Annotated in this window: 14 protein-coding genes and 1 pseudogene; 12 read left to right on the top strand and 3 right to left on the bottom strand. The window is 73.4% G+C overall.

What is annotated here, in order from left to right:
- Positions 1 to 181: 181 nt before the first annotated feature.
- Complete coding sequence (locus ACZ6O5_RS03330) at positions 182 to 1,744, top strand: LLM class flavin-dependent oxidoreductase (protein WP_465974254.1); 1,563 nt, start codon at positions 182 to 184, stop codon at positions 1,742 to 1,744.
- A 53-nt stretch (positions 1,745 to 1,797) separates the two neighbouring features.
- On the opposite strand, the gene htpG is transcribed toward ACZ6O5_RS03330, so the two are convergent.
- Entirely contained in the window at positions 1,798 to 3,690 is a 1,893-nt protein-coding gene (gene htpG / locus ACZ6O5_RS03325) for a molecular chaperone HtpG (RefSeq protein ID WP_465974253.1), read from the bottom strand.
- Positions 3,691 to 3,834: 144 nt separating this feature from the next.
- Between htpG and ACZ6O5_RS03320 the strand changes: the two genes are divergently transcribed.
- From ACZ6O5_RS03320 to ACZ6O5_RS03310, 3 genes are read left to right on the top strand one after another with little or no spacing between them, the layout of a single operon-like run.
- A complete protein-coding gene (locus ACZ6O5_RS03320; RefSeq protein ID WP_425788404.1) occupies positions 3,835 to 4,557 on the top strand; it encodes a FadR/GntR family transcriptional regulator in 723 nt (240 codons plus the stop codon).
- The gene (locus tag ACZ6O5_RS03315) at positions 4,554 to 5,381 is read left to right on the top strand and encodes a sterol desaturase family protein (protein WP_465974252.1); all 828 of its coding nucleotides are present in this window, start codon (positions 4,554 to 4,556) and stop codon (positions 5,379 to 5,381) included. Before ACZ6O5_RS03320 ends, ACZ6O5_RS03315 begins: the two co-directional genes overlap by 4 nt.
- Positions 5,378 to 6,013: a lysoplasmalogenase gene (locus ACZ6O5_RS03310; protein ID WP_465974251.1), complete on the top strand. Its 636-nt coding sequence runs from the start codon at positions 5,378 to 5,380 to the stop codon at positions 6,011 to 6,013. The genes ACZ6O5_RS03315 and ACZ6O5_RS03310 overlap by 4 nt, the downstream gene beginning before the upstream one ends.
- A gap of 46 nt (positions 6,014 to 6,059) precedes the next feature.
- Here the strand turns inward: ACZ6O5_RS03310 and ACZ6O5_RS03305 are convergent, their stop codons facing one another.
- Complete coding sequence (locus tag ACZ6O5_RS03305) at positions 6,060 to 7,118, bottom strand: PKD domain-containing protein (protein WP_465974250.1); 1,059 nt, start codon at positions 7,116 to 7,118, stop codon at positions 6,060 to 6,062.
- Positions 7,119 to 7,221: 103 nt separating this feature from the next.
- Positions 7,222 to 8,094: an NAD(P)-dependent oxidoreductase gene (locus tag ACZ6O5_RS03300; protein WP_465974249.1), complete on the bottom strand. Its 873-nt coding sequence runs from the start codon at positions 8,092 to 8,094 to the stop codon at positions 7,222 to 7,224.
- Positions 8,095 to 8,229: 135 nt separating this feature from the next.
- On the opposite strand from ACZ6O5_RS03300, the gene smpB reads away from it, so the two are divergent.
- The 8 genes and pseudogenes from smpB to ACZ6O5_RS03260 form a co-directional block, all read left to right on the top strand.
- Positions 8,230 to 8,721 carry an SsrA-binding protein SmpB gene (gene smpB, locus ACZ6O5_RS03295; RefSeq protein ID WP_281941540.1) on the top strand — a complete coding sequence of 164 codons (492 nt, stop codon included), beginning with the start codon at positions 8,230 to 8,232 and terminating at the stop codon, positions 8,719 to 8,721.
- Between the two features lie 78 nt (positions 8,722 to 8,799).
- On the top strand, positions 8,800 to 9,237 hold the full coding sequence (locus tag ACZ6O5_RS03290) for a VOC family protein (protein WP_405089588.1): 438 nt from the start codon (positions 8,800 to 8,802) through the stop codon (positions 9,235 to 9,237).
- A gap of 48 nt (positions 9,238 to 9,285) precedes the next feature.
- Positions 9,286 to 9,861 (top strand): helix-turn-helix domain-containing protein, encoded by a 576-nt coding sequence (locus tag ACZ6O5_RS03285; RefSeq protein ID WP_281941542.1) that lies wholly within the window; start codon positions 9,286 to 9,288, stop codon positions 9,859 to 9,861.
- On the top strand, positions 9,858 to 11,165 hold the full coding sequence (locus tag ACZ6O5_RS03280; RefSeq protein ID WP_465974248.1) for an MFS transporter: 1,308 nt from the start codon (positions 9,858 to 9,860) through the stop codon (positions 11,163 to 11,165). Before ACZ6O5_RS03285 ends, ACZ6O5_RS03280 begins: the two co-directional genes overlap by 4 nt.
- Before the next feature lie 67 nt (positions 11,166 to 11,232).
- On the top strand, positions 11,233 to 11,559 hold the full coding sequence (locus ACZ6O5_RS03275) for a CU044_2847 family protein (protein ID WP_465974247.1): 327 nt from the start codon (positions 11,233 to 11,235) through the stop codon (positions 11,557 to 11,559).
- 10 nt (positions 11,560 to 11,569) lie between these two features.
- Positions 11,570 to 13,402 (top strand): VMAP-C domain-containing protein, encoded by a 1,833-nt coding sequence (locus ACZ6O5_RS03270; protein ID WP_465974246.1) that lies wholly within the window; start codon positions 11,570 to 11,572, stop codon positions 13,400 to 13,402.
- Positions 13,399 to 14,352 (top strand): AAA family ATPase, encoded by a 954-nt coding sequence (locus ACZ6O5_RS03265; protein WP_465974245.1) that lies wholly within the window; start codon positions 13,399 to 13,401, stop codon positions 14,350 to 14,352. Before ACZ6O5_RS03270 ends, ACZ6O5_RS03265 begins: the two co-directional genes overlap by 4 nt.
- A gap of 2 nt (positions 14,353 to 14,354) precedes the next feature.
- Positions 14,355 to 16,505: pseudogene (locus tag ACZ6O5_RS03260) on the top strand (SAV_2336 N-terminal domain-related protein); the annotation flags it as partial.
- Positions 16,506 to 17,054 lie beyond the last annotated feature (549 nt).

The following is a 17,054-nucleotide window of genomic DNA, read 5'->3' as shown; positions in this document are numbered from 1 at the left end:
GCAACCGTGACCATAGCAACCGGCGGCGACGGAACCCGGCCACCCGCCACCTCGGCCGGTCACCGGCGCCCCGAGCAGCACGGACACCCGGCGGCCCGGCGTGTCGCGGGACGGCGGACGCCGGGCGGGCCGCGGCGTTACCGTGGGCGGGACCGGACAAGATCGCGCGAGGAGCGGGTGGATGACCGACCACGGACCCGAGCTGGCCTTCGGCAGCTTCCTCACGCCGGCCGCCGGGCAGCCCGAGCAGGTGGTGGCGCTCGCCACGCTCTGCGAGCGGGCCGGGCTGGACCTGGTCACCTTCCAGGACCATCCCTACCTGCCGGCCTTCCTGGACACCTGGACGCTGATGTCGTACGTGGCCGCCGCCACCGACCGGATCCGCCTGGCCGGCAACGTGCTCAACCTGCCGCTGCGCCAACCGGTGGTGCTGGCGCGCAGCGTCGCCAGCCTGGACCTGCTCACCGGCGGCCGGGTCGAACTGGGGCTCGGTGCGGGCGCGTTCTGGGACGGGATCGAGGCGGCCGGCGGGCGGCGGCTCTCCCCCGGCGCGGCGGTCGACGCGCTCGACGAGGCGATCCGGGTCATCCGCGAGGTGTGGGACACCGACCGGCGCGACATGATCCGCCTGCCCGGCGAGCACTACCGGGTGGTCGGGGCGAAACGCGGGCCGGCCCCGGCGCATCCGGTGGGCATCTGGGTGGGTGCGTACAAGCCGCGGATGCTGCGGCTGGTCGGGCGTGCCGCGGACGGCTGGTTGCCGTCGCTGTCGTACCTGCCGAACGGGCCGGAGGACCTGCCGGCGCTCAACGCGCTTGTCGACGACGGCGCGCGGGCCGCCGGCCGGGACCCAGGCGCGATCCGCCGGATGCTCAACGTGACCGGCACGTTCGCCCGCTCGTCGACCGGCTTCCTCGCCGGCCCGCCGGAGCAGTGGGTGGAGGAGCTGGCCGGGCTCACGCTGGCGCACGGCATCACCACGTTCATCCTCGCCGGTGACGAGCCACGCGCCATCCAGCTGTTCGGACAGGAGGTGGCACCGGCGGTGCGGGAGCTGGTCGCCGCCGAGCGCACCACGCCCGGCAGCGGCGCCCGGGCCGTCGCCGGGGAGCAGGCCGCGGCCGGTGGTCCGACCGCGCTCGCCGTCACCCCCACCCCCGACCCCGGGGTACGCCTGAGCGCGCGCCGCCCCTGGGACGAGTCGACCCGGCCGGCCGCCCCGCCGGCGCCGGCCGGTCAGACCTACCCGGCCGGTGGGCAGGCGGCCGGGCAGCACCTGGTGGACGTGCACGACCACCTGCGCCGGGAGCTGGCCCAGGTGCGCGACCTGCTCGACCAGGTCCGGCGCGGCGCGGTCTCGCCCGGTGGGGCGCGGGCCGCGCTGAACGCGATGACCATGCGGCAGAACAACTGGACGCTGGGCGCCTACTGCGCGGCCTACTGCACGGTGGTGACCCAGCACCACGGGCTGGAGGACGCCTCCATCTTCCCGCACCTGCGCCGGGCCGACGCCGGGCTGGCGCCGGTGCTGGACCGCCTGACGGAGGAACACGTCGTGATCCACGACGTGGTGGAGAGCGTGGACCGGGCGCTGGTGGAACTGATCCGCTCCCCCGGCGACTTCACCGCACTCCAGGACGCGGTGGACCTGCTCACCGACACGCTGCTGTCGCACCTGTCGTACGAGGAGCACCAGATCGTCGAGCCGCTGGCCCGCTACGGCTTCTTCCCCGGCCAGCTGTGAAAGGAGGTGCCCCTTGTTAACGCCTGGCGTTAACAAGGGGCACCTCCTTTCATCTAGAGGCCGCGGGCGAGGCGGTCGGCGAGGATCCGGGTGAAGCGCGCCGGGTCGGCGAGGTCACCGCCCTCGGCGAGCAGCGCCATGCCGTACAGCAGTTCGGCGGTCTCGGTCAGTACGGCACCGTCGCCGCCCTCGCCGTGCGCCTTGCGCAGCCCGGTGACCAGCGGGTGGGTCGGGTTCAGCTCCAGGATGCGCTTGACCTGGGGCACCTCCTGGCCCATCGCCCGGTACATCTTCTCCAGCGTCGGCGTCATGTCGTACGCGTCGCCCACCACGCAGGCCGGTGACGTGGTCAGCCGGGTGGACAGGCGTACCTCCTTGACGCTGTCGGCGAGCGCGCCGCCGAGGAAGGTGAGCAGCTCGGCGTACTCCTGCCGTTCCGCCTCGGCCTTCTCCTTCTCCTCCTCGGTCTCCAGGTCGACCTGGCCCTTGGCCACCGAGCGCAGCGTCTTCCCGTCGTACGCGCCGACCCGCTCGACCCACACCTCGTCCACCGGGTCGGTGAGGATCAGCACCTCGTAGCCCTTGGCCCGGAACGCCTCCAGGTGCGGGGAGTTCTCGATGGTGGCCCGGTTGTCGCCGGTGGCGTAGTAGATCTCGGTCTGGCCGTCCTTCATCCGCTCCACGTAGTCGCGCAGCGTGGTCAGCTCGGCCGGGTCGTGGGTGGAGGCGGCGCGGACCAGGTCGAGCAACGCGTCGGTGTTGTCCGCGTCCTCCAGCAGGCCCTCCTTGACCACCGGCCCGAACTCGGACCAGAACGTGCGGTACGACTCGGCCGGCAGGCCCTTGAGCGTGGCGAGCACCTTCTTGACCAGCCGCCGGCGCACGGCGCTGATCTGCCGGTCCTGCTGGAGGATCTCGCGGGAGATGTTCAGCGACAGGTCGTGCGCGTCCACCACGCCCTTGACGAAGCGCAGGTAGTTCGGGATCAGCGCCTCGCAGTCGTCCATGATGAAGACGCGCTTGACGTAGAGCTGCACGCCGCGCCGGCCCTGCGGGGAGAACAGGTCGACCGGGGCGTGCGAGGGCAGGAAGAGCAACGCCTCGTACTCGAAGGTGCCCTCGCCGCGCATGTGGATGGTTTCCAGCGGGTCCGCCCAGTCGTGCGCGACGTGCCGGTAGAACTCCTTGTACTCCGCCTCGTCGACCTCGTCCCGCGACCGCGCCCAGAGCGCCTTCATCGAGTTGAGCGTCTGCTCCTCGCGGGTGGTGTCGCCGTCCTCGCCGGGCTTGTCGACGGTCATCCGGATCGGCCAGGCGATGAAGTCGGAGTAGCGCTTGACGATCTCCCGGATGGTCCGCTCGGCGGAGTAGTCGTGCAGGTTGTCCTCGGCGTCGACCGGCTTGAGGTGCAGCGTGACGGAGGTGCCCTGCGGCGCCTCCTCGACCGCCTCCACCGAGTAGGTGCCCTCGCCGGTGGACTCCCACCGGGTGCCACCGGTCTGCCCGGCGCGGCGGGTCAGCAGCGTCACCCGGTCGGCGACCATGAAGGTGGCGTAGAAGCCGACGCCGAACTGGCCGATCAGCTCCTGCGAGGCGGCGGCGTCCTTCGACTCGCGCAGCTTGCGCAACATCTCGGCGGTGCCGGACTTGGCGATGGTGCCGATCAGCGCCACCACCTCGTCGCGGGACATGCCGATGCCGTTGTCCCGCACGGTCAGCGTGCGGGCCTCGGCGTCGGTCTCGATCTCGATGTGCAGGTCGGACGTGTCGGCCGACAGCTCCTTGTCGACAAGCGACTCCAGCCGCAGCTTGTCCAGCGCGTCGGACGCGTTCGAGATGAGTTCACGCAGGAAGACGTCCTTGTTCGAGTAGATCGAGTGCACCATCAGCTGCAACAGCTGACGCGCCTCGGCCTGGAACTCCAACGTCTCGACCCGGTCGCTCACACCGACTCCCTTCACCGTGGCGGTCCTACCGCGGAAAGGATACGAGGCGTGACCGCGACGGCACCCACCGGCCGGGCCGGCCCGAGAAATCAGACTGGTCCAACCAGTTGACGGGTTGATGTGTCCGGGGACACACTGCTGGCCATGGCCTTCACCCCCGCGCCGCGCGCCTCGGTCTCCGACCACGTCTTCGGCCAGCTCCGCGACGCCATCGTGTCCGGGCGCCACCGGCCCGACGAGACGCTGCCCGGCGAGCGGGAGCTGGCCGCCGCGTTCGCGGTGAACCGGCACGCGGTGCGGGAGGCGCTGCGCCGGCTGCAACAGCTCGGCCTGGTCCGGGTCAGCCAGGGCGGCGCGACCCGGGTGCTCGACTGGCGGGTGCACGCCGGGCTCGACCTGGCGCTGTCGCTGGCCCGCTCCGGCGACGTACTCCCGGTCGAGACGCTGGTGCGCGACATGCTGGAGATGCGGGCCTGCGTCGGCGTCGACGCGGCCCGGCTGTGCGCCGAACGCGGCGACGAGGCGGTGGTCGCCGCGTTGGTCCGGGCCGCCGAGGAGTACGGCGCGCTCGCGCCGGACCTGGACCGGATGGCCGAGGCGAACATCCGCATCTGGCGGCTGGTGGTGCGGGGCAGCGGCAACACCGCCTACCAGTTGGCCTTCAACAGCTTGGTCGCCGGCACGTTCGCGGTCGGTGACGTCCCCCCGGACGCCCGCGCCGCCGAACTGCTCGACGTCGCCGGGCACCGCCGGCTCGCCGCGGCGGTCGCGTCCGGCCGGGGCGAGGCGGCGGCCCGGCAGGCCCGGGCGCTGCTGACCGCCCCGGTCACCCCCACCCCCACCACCGGAAGGGAAGCGCGCGCATGATCCCCGCCGTGCTGTACGCCGTCCCGGCGTTCCTGCTGCTGATCGTGATCGAGGCGGTCTCCTACCGCTTCCTGCCCGACGACGAGGAACGCGGCTACGAGCTGCGCGACACCACCACCAGCCTGTCGATGGGGCTGGGCAGCCAACTCATCGGCTTCCCGTGGAAGCTGCTCACGGTCGGCCTCTACGCGGCGCTGTGGACGGTCGCGCCGGTGCACCTGTCCCCCGGCGACTGGTGGACCTGGGCGATCGTCTTCTTCGCCGACGACCTGGCCTACTACTGGTTCCACCGGTCCCACCACGAGGTGCGGGTGCTCTGGGCCAGCCACGTGGTCCACCACTCCAGCGTCCACTACAACCTCTCCACCGCGCTGCGGCAGAGCTGGACGCCGATGACCTCGCTGCCGTTCTGGCTCCCGCTGGCGCTGCTCGGCATCCCGCCCTGGATGATCTTCCTCCAGCAGTCGATCAGCCTGCTCTACCAGTTCTTCCTGCACACCGAGCGGGTCGGCCGGCTGCCCCGGCCGATCGAGTGGGTGTTCAACACCCCGTCGCACCACCGGGTGCACCACGGCTCGAACACCGAGTACCTGGACCGCAACTACGGCGGCATCCTGATCGTGTGGGACCGGCTGTTCGGCAGCTTCGCGCCGGAGCGGGCCGCGGTGCGCTACGGGCTGACGAAGAACATCGGCACCTACAACCCGCTGCGGGTGGCGACGCACGAGTTCGCCGCGATCTGGTCCGACGTCCGCCGGGCCACCTGCTGGCGGCACCGGCTCGGCTACCTGCTCGGCCGTCCCGGCTGGCAGCCGGCCCGATGAGGCGTTCCTGGCTGACCCTGTTCGCGCTCGTCGCCGCCGTCGAGCTGGTCGGGGTGGCGCTCGACTCGACGGTGCTCCAGTGGCTGGCCAAGCCGCTGCTGGCGCCGGTGCTGCTGGCGTACCTCTGGCGGCGCCGGGGCCGGTGGGACGCGGTGGCGACCGGGCTGGTCGCCGCCACCGCCGGGGACGTGGCGCTGCTCGTGCCCGGACCGGCCGCGTTCCTGGCCGGCATGGGGTTCTTCCTGGTCGCACAGCTCGCGTTCCTGACCGGCTTCCGGCGTCACGGCCGACCGCCGGCACTGGCGTGGGTCGGCTACCTGCTCGCCTGGGCGGCCGGGAACGCGCTGCTGTGGGGCACGCTGGGGCCGCTGCGGCTGCCGGTGCTCGGCTACAGCCTGGCGCTGTGCCTGATGGCCGCCGCCGCGGCCGGGGTGTCCGCGCGGGTCGCGGCGGGCGGCGCGTTCTTCCTCGTCTCCGACCTGCTCATCGGCGTGGGCGCGGCCGGCACCGAACTGCCCGGCGCGGGCCTGCTGGTGATGGGCACCTACTGCGCCGCGCTGCTGCTGATCACCACCGGCTGGGTGGCCGCCCGCGTCGACGCCGCCCGTGAGCCGGAGGTGGCGCCCGTCTGACCGGGTGGGTGGCGGTGCGCGGGAGTCGCCCACCGCCACCCGCGCGTCAGCGGACCCGGACCGGCACGGAGAGCAGTTCGTTGTCCGCCGGGAGCGCGTCGCGGTGGTCCCGCACCGCGGCCACCGCGCGGAAGGTGACCTTGCCGGCCGCCGCGTCCTGCGACGTCACGGTGTACGCGAACGAGAACGACGTGCTCCCGCTCCTCGCCGGCACCGGCCGGGTGTCGACGCCCACCTCCTCGTACCCGAACGGGCCGCTGCGGTGGAGCCGGACCTCGACGTTCTCGTCGTAACGGGTGTTCCGCACGTCGACGGTGACGCCGACGCGCTGCCCGACGCGGGCGGTCGAGGGGGTGTTCAGCTTGACGACCGCCACGTCGTGGGTCCGGACCACCGACGTGTGGGTGGCCGAGGCGGTGCGCCCGTCGACCGTACGCGCGGTCAACCGCACCTGGTGGTCGCCGTCGCCGGTGAAGCGGTGGCGGGGGTACTGCTCGGTCGAGGTGGTGCCGTCGCCGAAGTCCCAGCGCAGCGAACCCAGGTCGAGGCCCAGGCCGGCCGGGTCGGACAGGCGGGGCCAGAACGCCACCTCGTCGAAGACGCTCCACTCCACCTCGGCCACGTCGAAGTCGACCTCCGGCGCCGGCGCCACGTCCAGCCGGAACGTGGTCTGCTCGACGTGGTTGGCGCCGATCCGGAACAGGTAGGTGGTGCCGGCCCGCGCGGGGAACGTCACCGGCGTCCCCGCGTAGGTGGGCCGGCACAAGACCTCAGTGAGGGCGTCGAGGGAGTCGCCCGTGTAGACCGCGACTCCGAGGTGGTCCGGCCCGGCGCCGGCGGTCACCAGCCGGTCCACGGTCGGGGTGTACGAGTACCAGACCGTCCGGTCGGTCTCGAAGCAGGACGACGGCTCGCCCTCCTGCACGGTGGCGGTGCTGAGGTCCTGGACGTCCACGAACGGCAGCGCGCCGACCGGCGACGCGTCGGCCAGGTTGTCGTTGACCGGCGCGTCGGCCGCGGCGGACGCGCCGGTCGCACCGGCGAGCACCAGTGCGACCACGCCCGGAACCGCGACGGCGATCCGGGCGAGTTGACGGTTGACCACTTCTCCTCCTGGGGGCCCCGTATCCCTTGTGGATGCGACCGGGCCACGGTAGGAGCCGGCGTCGTAGGGCCGGGCCAAGAGAAGCTCTGGTTCCGGTTAAGGATCAGCGGTTCGCGCCCCCGCCGAGCGCGCGGGTCACCACGGTCAGGTCGTCGCCGCCGAGGCCGCTGGCCGCCGCGTGCCGCCACTCGGCGGCCAGCGCCTCGGCGGCCGGGAAGCTGCCCGGCGGCGCCTCGCCCAGCGCCAGCTCGACGTCCTTGAGCGCCAGCGCGAGCGAGTACTGGGCGCCGTGCTCGTCGCGGGCGACCCGCGCCAGCTTCTCCGCCGCCCAGGGCGAGACCAGCGGGCTGCCGTCCAGCGCCTGCCGGACCGTGTCGCGGTCCAGGCCGAGCGTGTCGCCCAGCGCCACCGCGGCGGCGACCCCCTCGTTGACGAACGCCAGCAGCAGGTTGTTGACGAGTTTGAGTCGCGACCCAGCGCCGGTCGGGCCCAGCCAGAGCGTCCGCTGCCCGATCGCGTCGAACACCGGGGCGACCCGCTCGCGGGCCTGTTCCGGGCCGGAGGCGAGCACGGTGAGGCGGCCCTGCTCGGCGGGACCGCGGCTGCCGGCCACCGGCGCGTCCACCAGGCTGACGTCGGGCCGTTCGGCGGCGACCAGGTCGGCGAGGCGTTCGGTCGCGGTCACGCCGATGGTGCTCATCTGCGCCCACACCGCACCCGCCGGCAGGGCGGCGAGCATGCCCTGGTCAACCGCGATCGCGCGCACCGCGTCCGCGTCGGTCACCATGGTCACCGCCACGTCGGCCCGGCGGACCGCCCCGGCCGGGTCGGCGGCCACCTCGGCGCCCCGCCCGGCGAGGGCGCGGGCCGGCTCGGGGCGCCGGTTCCACACCACCGTGTCCAGCCCGGCGCCGATCAGGTTCGCCGCCATCGGCGTACCCATGCCGCCGAGCCCGAGCACCGCCACGCGTGTCATCCGCCGCTCCCCTCGTCGCCGTCCGGGCCAGCCTAGGTGCCGGCCCGGGCGGGGGCAGCCCGAACGCCGACCCGTGGTCGGACGGCCGGCACGCGGGGGGCGGCCGTGGCCCGCGCCGACGGGTATCCTGCCGGCGTGGCCAGGGAGAACGGGCGCAAGGCGATCGCCTCGAACAAGAAGGCGCGGCACGACTACGACATCCTCAAGACCTACGAGGCGGGCATCGTGCTGGCCGGCACCGAGGTGAAGTCGCTGCGCGAGGGGCGGGTGTCGCTCGTCGACGCGTTCGCCCAGGAGCGCGACGGCGAGCTCTGGCTCTACGGGCTGCACATCGCCGAGTACGGCTTCGGCACCTGGACCAACCACGCGCCCCGGCGTACCCGCAAGTTGCTGCTGCACCGGGTGGAGATCGCCCGGATCCTGGAGAAGCTGCGCGACGGCGGGGTCACGCTGGTGCCGCTGTCGATGTATTTCGCGGACGGCTGGGCCAAGGTCGAGCTGGGCCTGGCCCGGGGGCGCCGGTCGTACGACAAGCGTCAGGCGCTCGCCGAGCGGGACGCCAAGCGGGAGATCGCCCGGGAGATGGGGCGCCGGCTCAAGGGCCGGGCGGCGACGCGCCGGACCTGACGCTCCCGCGGGTCGCGGTCAGTTCCTGACCGCTACGTCGGGAAGGCTGGCCGGGACCCGAGGAAGAGGAGAGCCGCAATGGGCCTCGACGTGCAATTCACCTTCGACTGCGCCGACCCGGCCGCACTGGCCGCGTTCTGGGCCGAGGCGCTCGATTACCGGGTGCAGGGGCCGCCGGACGGCTTCGACTCGTGGGAGCAGGCGCTGACCGCGTTCGGCGTGCCGCCGGAGCGGCACGGCGACGCCTCGGCCGTGGTCGACCCCGAGGGCACCGGACCACGGCTGTTCTTCCAGCGGGTGCCGGAGCCGAAACGGGGCAAGAACCGGGTGCACCTCGACGTCCGGGCCGCACCCGGGCTGACCGGAGCGGCCCGGATGGCGGCGCTGGAGGCGGCGGCCGACCGGCTGGTGGCGCTCGGGGCGACCCGGGTGGCCCGGCACGAGCCCGCTCCGCCGCTGGGCGCCGGGCACCTGGTGCTGGCCGACCCGGAGGGCAACGAGTTCTGCCTCGACTGATATACAAGACATCTTGTACTTCATCTCTTGTCGGTCTAGCGTGGCGGCATGGCGGACCGGCCGAACCACGTGCACCTGACCGACCCACGGGCCATGCGGGCGCTGGCCCACCCCACCCGGCTGCGGCTGCTGGGCGAGCTGCGCCTGCGCGGCCCGCAGACCGTGGGCATGTTGAGCGAGCGCACCGGCGAGGCGGTCGGCTCGGTCAGCTACCACGTCGGCAAGCTGGCCGAGCACGGCTTCGTGACCGAGGCCCCCGACCTGGCCCGCGACCGCCGCGAACGGTGGTGGCGGGCGGCGCACGCCACCACCGACTGGGACCCGGTCGAGCTGCTCGACGACCCGGAACGCCGGCTCGCCGGCGACCTGCTGCGCCGCGCCGCCATGGAGCGGTACGTGGCCCGCTACCAGGCCTACCTGGAGTCGGAGGCGAGCCTCGACCTGGCCTGGGTGCGCGGCACCACCAGCAGCGACACGGTGCTGCACCTGACCCCCGACGAGCTGGGCGAGCTGCGCGACGAGCTGTCCGAGCTGGGCCGGCGCTGGCAGGCGCGCGGCGCGTCCGGCCGGCCGGGCGCGGAGATGGTCACGCTGATCTGGCAGGCCTACCGGGGGCCGCAGTGAGCCGGGACCGCCGGCCGCTGGCCGGGCTGCTGATCGGGCACGCCGTCTCGCTGACCGGCAACGTGCTGACGCTCATCGCGCTGCCGCTCTACGTGCTGGCCGAGACCGGCTCGCCGGCGGCCACCGGGCTGGCCGGCGCGTTCGCCACCGCACCGGTGGTGCTCGGCGGCGCGTTCGGCGGCGTGCTGGTCGACAGGATCGGCTTCCGCCGGTCCAGCGTGCTGGCCGACGTGGTCTCCGGCGTGACGGTCGCCGCCGTGCCGCTGCTGCACGCCACCGTCGGCCTGCCGTTCCCGGCGCTGCTGGCGCTGGTCTTCGTCAGCGGGCTGCTGGACACACCGGGCCAGACCGCCCGCACCGCGTTGCTGCCGGAGGCGGCGACCGCGGCCGGGGTGCCGATCGAGCGGGCGATCGGCTGGCACGAGGCGACGTCGCGGGGCGCGCGCATGATCGGCGCGCCGGTGGCCGGTCTGCTCGTCGGCGTGCTGGGCGCGCTGCCGGTGCTCGCCGTGGACGCGGCCACGTTCGCCGTCTCGGCGCTGGTCGTGACGCTGCTGGTGCCGCGCGGCCTGCGCCCGTCCGCCGAGGAGGCCGAGCCGGAGACCGGCGGCTACTGGCGACAGTTCGCCGCCGGGCTGCGCTTCCTGGCCCGGGAGCCGCTGCTGCGCGCCATGGTGCTGCTGGTCCTGGTCACGAACCTGTTCGACGCGGCCAAGAGCAACGTGCTGCTGCCGGTGGTGGCCGACCGTGAGCTGGGCGGGCCGGCCGCGTTCGGCCTGCTGGTCGGCGTCATGGGCGGCGGCGCGCTGATCGGCTCGTTGGTGTTCAGCGCGATCGGGCACCGGCTGCCCCGCCGGGCCACGTTCGTCACCGCGTTCGCGATCTGCGGCGCGCCGCCGCTGTGGGCGCTCGCCGCCGCGCCGCCGTTGCCGGTGGTGGTCGCGGTCGTCGCGGTGGCCGGGCTGGCCGCCGGCGCGCTCAACCCGCTGATGGGCGCGGTGGAGCTGGAGCGGGTGCCGGCGGCGATGCGGGCCCGGGTGTACGGGGTGATCGGCGCCGGCGCCTGGGCGGCGATGCCGTTGGGCGCGTTGGGCGCCGGGCTGGCCGCCGACCGGTTCGGCACCACGCCCACGCTGCTCACCATCGGCGCCTGCTACCTGCTGGTGGTGCTGACCCCGCTGCTCGGCGGCCCGTGGCGCGAGATGCGCCGCCCGGCCGTGGCGGCGCCGCGGCCGGCCGCGCCCCCGACCATCGGGAAAGACGCTCGCGGTCAACGGGAACAGTCAGAAGTCGGACAAACGTGAGACCGTCACATTGTCGCCTCTCGCTAATATCCTTCACCCTTCAATCCGTCAGGCGAAGGGGCGAAGCGTGCGGGAAATTGTCCAGGTCGAGCTACCCGACGGTCAGGTCGCGTGGGCGGCGATCGAGACCAACGGGGTCAGCGACGTCGGCTTCGGCGCGCGGCTGCTGCCGCTGACCGGGTTGTCGGAGACCCTCACCGCGGTGGCCACCAACGTCCGCGACGGGGTGCGGGCCGCACGACCGGACAACGTCTCGGTGGAGCTCGGTCTCGACCTGGAGGTCGGCGCCCAGGGCCTGGTTGCCGCGATCGCCGGATCGGCCGTCAAGGCGGCGCTGAAGGTCACGCTCACCTGGACGGCCCCCGCGACGGCTCCGGATGCCGCCGCCGACTGAGCCCGCACCGATGTCGAACGCGGTGACGGCCTGGGCCGAAGGCCATCTCACCGAATGTCTCGTGCAGGTCGACGGACGTCTCCCGGGCAGCGGCTTCTTCGTCGCCCCCGGCACGGTGCTCACCTGCGCCCACGTCGCCGGCCCCACCGCGACCCGGGTCACCGTGCGGTGGCGGGGTCTTCCCCACGCCGGCACGGTGCGGGCGGCCTCCGCGGCGCCGACCGGCGCGGCACTGTGGCCGTGGCCGGACCTCGCCGTCATCCACCTCGACAGCCTGACCGAACACCCGTGCGTCTGGCTCACCACCCGGATGCCGAGCCTGGGGCGTCCCTGTTTCGGCGCCGGCTACTCGAGCACCCTGGCGCCGTCGCTGAAGCCCGCCGTCGGGTTGCTGCATCTCACCGGGCGGCACGCGTTCCCGCCCGGCACGCTGCTGAAGATCTCGCACGAGGACGTCACCCAGGGAATGTCGGGTGGGCCTGTCCTCGACCCGGACAGCGGAGGCGTCTGGGGAGTCATCAAGGCCAAGCGGGAGCAGGGAGGCGGCTTCGTCGTCCCCCTGGTCGGCCTGCGCGACCTGGACCCGGCCATCCACCGGCACCTGTGGCGGGCCCACGACCTGCACCACCACCGTCATCCCGACAACGAGCACCGCCCGACGTTCGACGCCGAGCGTTCCGTCACGTACGTCACGCCGAGGGAGGAGCGGGACCTGCGCGGCATCCTCGCCACGCTGCCCGAGATCCGGGGCGAGGAACACCGGACGGACTACGCACGGTCGGCCGGGCCGCTGGCCCGACCGCCGTCCGCACCGCAGCACGACTACGGCGACGTCGCCGCGGATCTGATGGGCCTCGTGGCGCCGCCCGCCGGCGAACCGCCGCAGGTGCTGACCTACGCCGCTGACCTGGCCCGGCGGCACACCGACCGACCCGAGCTGCGCGACTGGGTGTTGTACCGCACCGGGCGCCTCGGCGTCATCCCGCCGATCGTGGACCGGCTGACCGAGTCATCCGTCACCGACCCGGTCTCGGTCATGGTGCGGCTGCGCCCGGCGGGCAACAACCACCGGCGCTACCACGTGACCATGTGGCGCTACGTGGACGCCGACCACGTCGTGCCGGTCATCGACGATCTCGAAGCCGTGCCGTGGCCGGACGCCAGGCAGCGGGTGCAGGACACGCTCGTCGAACAGATCCGGCACCTGGCCGCCCACGAGCGGGACATCATGATCGAGTTCATCCTGCCGCAGGAACTCCTCAACGAGCCGGTGCACTCCTGGGCCCTGTGGCGGTCGCGCCGGTGGGAGACGCTGGGCAGCAAGTACGCCGTCGTGGTCCGCGACCTCGAGCGGCTGGAGGACGCCGAGAGCCTGGCCTTCCTCAAGCGGCGGTGGAACACGACAGCCCAGCAGTTCCTCCGCTCCGGCCTCGCCTCGATCCCCTGTGGGGATCGGCGTGGCCACGAGGCGATGTGGGGCTGGGTCGGCAGCCAGCCGCACCTGTCCGCCGTCGCGCTCCCCGGCCCGCCCGACGCCGCCCCGTCGCGAGTCGTGTTGGAGGTGGCGCTTCCGGCAGGTGTGCCGGCCCTGACCTGGTGCGGCACGCGCTGCCAGGAGTGCGCCGACGACGCCTGCCCGGTGCGGCTGTTCCAGGACGGGCTCCGGGGCTGGCTGGCGGACACCCGCCATGACGGGCTTCCCCAGCGGTTCCTCGAACTGCGGCGGCGGGCCGCGGCGGCCGACGAACACTGGGGACGAGATCTGGTGCTGCTCTGGGACGATCCGAGGCGGCGTCCGCCCCGGCAACAGATGCTGCCGCCTGACGAAGCGGAGGTCGCGTGAACACCTGGTGGGTCTTCCGGGGAAGCGGCGAGCCGCACGACGGCATCGACCGGCTGCCACCCCCGCCCCCGTGGCGGACCTTCGACGGTACGCAGAATCGCACGCAGCGTCCCGAGCAGGCCCGGACGTACCAGACCGACGAGGAGACGTTGAACCTCGTCAACACCGCCATATACCTGCGTCGTCCGCTGCTGGTGACCGGGCAGCCGGGCGTGGGCAAGTCGACCCTGGCGTACGCGATCGCGCACGAGTTGGGGCTGGGGCCGGTCCTGCGCTGGCCGATCACCAGTCGGACGACGGTCCGCGACGGCCTGTACCACTACGACGCGATCGGCCGCATCGAGGAGCACAACCTGCGCGGCGCCGGGCAGGATGCACCGGACGTCGGGCGGTTCCTGCGACTCGGCCCGCTCGGTACCGCCCTGACGCCGAGCGAGCGGGAACGGGTGCTGCTCGTCGACGAGATCGACAAGAGCGACATCGACCTGCCCAACGACCTGTTGAACGCGTTCGAGGAGGGTGAGTACGAGATACCGGAGCTGTCCCGGCTCGCCGAGGCCGTCCCGCAGGTGACGATCGGCACCTCAGACGGCCGCCGCGTCACGGTGGAGAACGGTTACGTCCGCTGCACGACGTTTCCCATCGTGGTCCTGACGAGCAACGGCGAACGGGACTTCCCACCGGCTTTCCTGCGGCGCTGCGTCCGGATGGAGCTGCGACCGCCGGCCGAGGACCGGTTGGACGACATCGTCCGGGCCCATCTCGGCGCCGACCTGGACGACCGCGCGCGGCGACTGGTCCGCGCCTTCCTCGACCGGCGGGAGCACGGCGAGCTCGCCACCGATCAACTCCTCAACGCCGTCTACCTGACCCGGCACGTACCCGGCGACCAACTGGATCCGGACCGGCTGGCGAACCTCGTCCTGCAGTATCTGGCCGAGCTGTCCTAGTCGTGTCCGTCGCACGGGTGTCGCGGGTCTTCGCCCGGGCCGGCCTGGACCTGGACGCCCGCGGTCTCGCGGACGCCCTGTGGCTGGCGCAGCACCTGCCGTCCGGGCCAGCGGCGGCGTCCCCGGACGACCATGGTGACCGGGCCGCGCCCGTCGACGAGGGCACCGAGCCTCCGGAACGGACCGGGTCGGGCGAGCCGGCGGAGGCGCCGTCGCCGACGGACCCGCGGTTCGACCCCGGCCCACCGGAGCCGGCCGAGGTCCCCGACCCGGTCGATCGGGTACGCCCGCCCGATCCCGTGGCGGAGGACCTGCTGCCGCTGCACCTGCGTCCTCAACAGTCCCACCACCGGCCTCCGGCGAGCCCGGCGGTGCCGCTGCTGGCGCACGCCGCACCGGCGATTCCGGACACGCTGCGTCTGATGCGGTCGCTGCGTCCGCTGAAGCGGACTGTCGACTCCCGACACCGGATGGTCCTCGACGAGGAGGCGACGGCACGCCGGATCGCCGAGCGGAGGATCTGGCTGCCGGTGTTGCGGCCGGCTCGGGAGCCGTGGCTGGACCTGGTGCTCGTCGCGGACCTGGGAGCGGGCGGGCAACTCTGGGGGCGACTCGCCATGGAGCTGTCCGGCGTGTTCCGGCGGCTCGGCGCGTTCCGGGACGTGCGGTTGTGCCACCTGCACGTGGACGCGGACGGCAGGCCATGGGTGACCACGTCCCGGCGGGGCGCCGGTGGCACCCCGCGACGTCCGTCGGAGCTGATCGACCCGACGGGCCGCCGGCTCATCCTGCTGCTGACCGACGGCGTCGGCGAGGCGTGGCGTGGCGGCGGTCTCGGCGAGGTGATCCGCCGTTGGGGCCGCTCCGGTCCGGTTGCCGTCCTGCAACCGCTCCCCGCCCACCTGTGGGAACGGACGGCACTGCGTCCGGTGCCCGGGCGGTTGGACACCCCGTCGCCGGGCGCGCCCAACAACCGGCTGTCCTTCGTCAGTTATCGACGCCGCCATCACGTCGCCGAGCCACCGGTGCCGGTGTTGGAGGTCGACGCCGGATGGCTGGCCCCCTGGGCCCGGCTGACCAGCGGCAGTGCCCAGGGCGGAGTCGACGCGTCGGTCCTCTTCCCCGGCGACACCGCACGCGGCACTCCGGAAACCCGCCGGGAGCCCCGGGAACCCTTCGAGCGGGTCCGGGCGTTCCGGGCCGGAGCCACGCCGGAGGCGTACGAGCTGGTCACCTACCTGTCCGCGGCGCCGCTGAGTCTGGCGTTGATGCGGACCGTGCAGGCGACGATGATGCCCCGTTCCTCACCAGCACACCTGGCGGAGATCCTGTTCAGCGGTCTGGTGGTCAGCGTCACCGACGGGTCGGCGGCCGACGACCGCTACGAGTTCGTCGACGGCGTCCGCGACATCCTGCTCGCCACATTGCAGCGACACGAGGCGGACCGGGTCGACCGGGAGGTGTCCGCCTTCATCGAGCGCCGGCTGCGGCTGCCGGGCGCTGGCCTGGCCGCCGCGGTGCCCGCCCCGTCCGGCGCGCTGGATCTGCCGGCGGACAGCCGTGCGTTCGCGAGGCTCCGGGCCGAGATCCTCGCCCGGGTGGCGGGCGTCTCCACGCCGGCGGAGCCGGACGCTCCCACGGACGCCGTCGTCGCGCCCGGCATCCCCGACGAGCCCGTGGTCGGCGAGGTGACGGATGCCGACGGTCAGGGCGTGGGCAGCGGCTTCCTGGTGGGTCCGCGGTACCTGGCGACCTGCGCCCACGTGGTCAACAGCGCGCTCGGCCGAAATCCGGTCGCCTCCTCGTGGCCGGACGGTCCGGTGTCGGTGCGCATCGGTGGTCGGCGCGGGGGGCCCGTCCACACCACTGTCGTCGCGGCGTGGCCCCCGCACCAGTCCACGTTCGACCAGCTCGACGTGGCGATCCTCCGCATCGAGGGGGACCCGCCCGCGTACGCGCCGATCTCGGTCGCGCCCGGGGCGCCGAGCGTCGGCGAAGCGGTTCTCCTCCTGTCCCACGCCTCCCAGCGTCCGGCCCGGGTCGTCTCGGTCGCGTCGGGCGGGTGGGCGTACGTGGAGTTGACGGGTGACGATCCGGCGTCGCTCGGGCATGCGATGGCCGGCGCGCCCGTGTGGCGACCCGCGAGCGGAGAGGTCGTCGGCATGGTGAACGGCCGGTCGGCGCTTCGGGGACCCGGGGACGAGATCGCCGTGCTACCGGCCGAGGTCGTGCGGCAGGTCATGGACGACTACCTCAGTCTGCTCGGGTCGGCGCCCACCACCGGGGCCGGGCCGTCGGAGGGCCCGAGAGAGGGACGGCACGCGCGGCACACCGAGGAGCCGCCTCCCGTGTCCGCGCTCGGTGCGCAGGAGACGCCGCTCTCCGCGCCGGACGAAGAGACCATGCCGGATACGGAGGCGACGCAGTTCATTCCGTTCAACGACGTGGAGGCGCAACTGTGGGCCGCGAGGCGGTCGTCCGCCGACGCGGCGGTGCGGATCCTGCTGTCGGCGGAGGTCTGGTTGCCGTACAAACCGCTCCGGGCCGGCGATGCGGCCCTGGCCAAAATACTGCGCGGCAATCTGGCAGTCAGTAGGCGCAACATCGTGTTGGCCACCGCGCCGCAACGGCTGGAAGACCGGCCGTCCGGCCCCTGGTCCTTCCTCGACGTGGTCTCGGCGTGGCCGGGCGGCGTCGCGATG

The sequence above is a fragment of the Micromonospora sp. NPDC049201 genome (assembly GCF_055586805.1).
The sequence above is the reverse complement of the archived record's forward strand: the minus strand, read 5'-3'. Positions and strand labels throughout refer to the sequence as shown.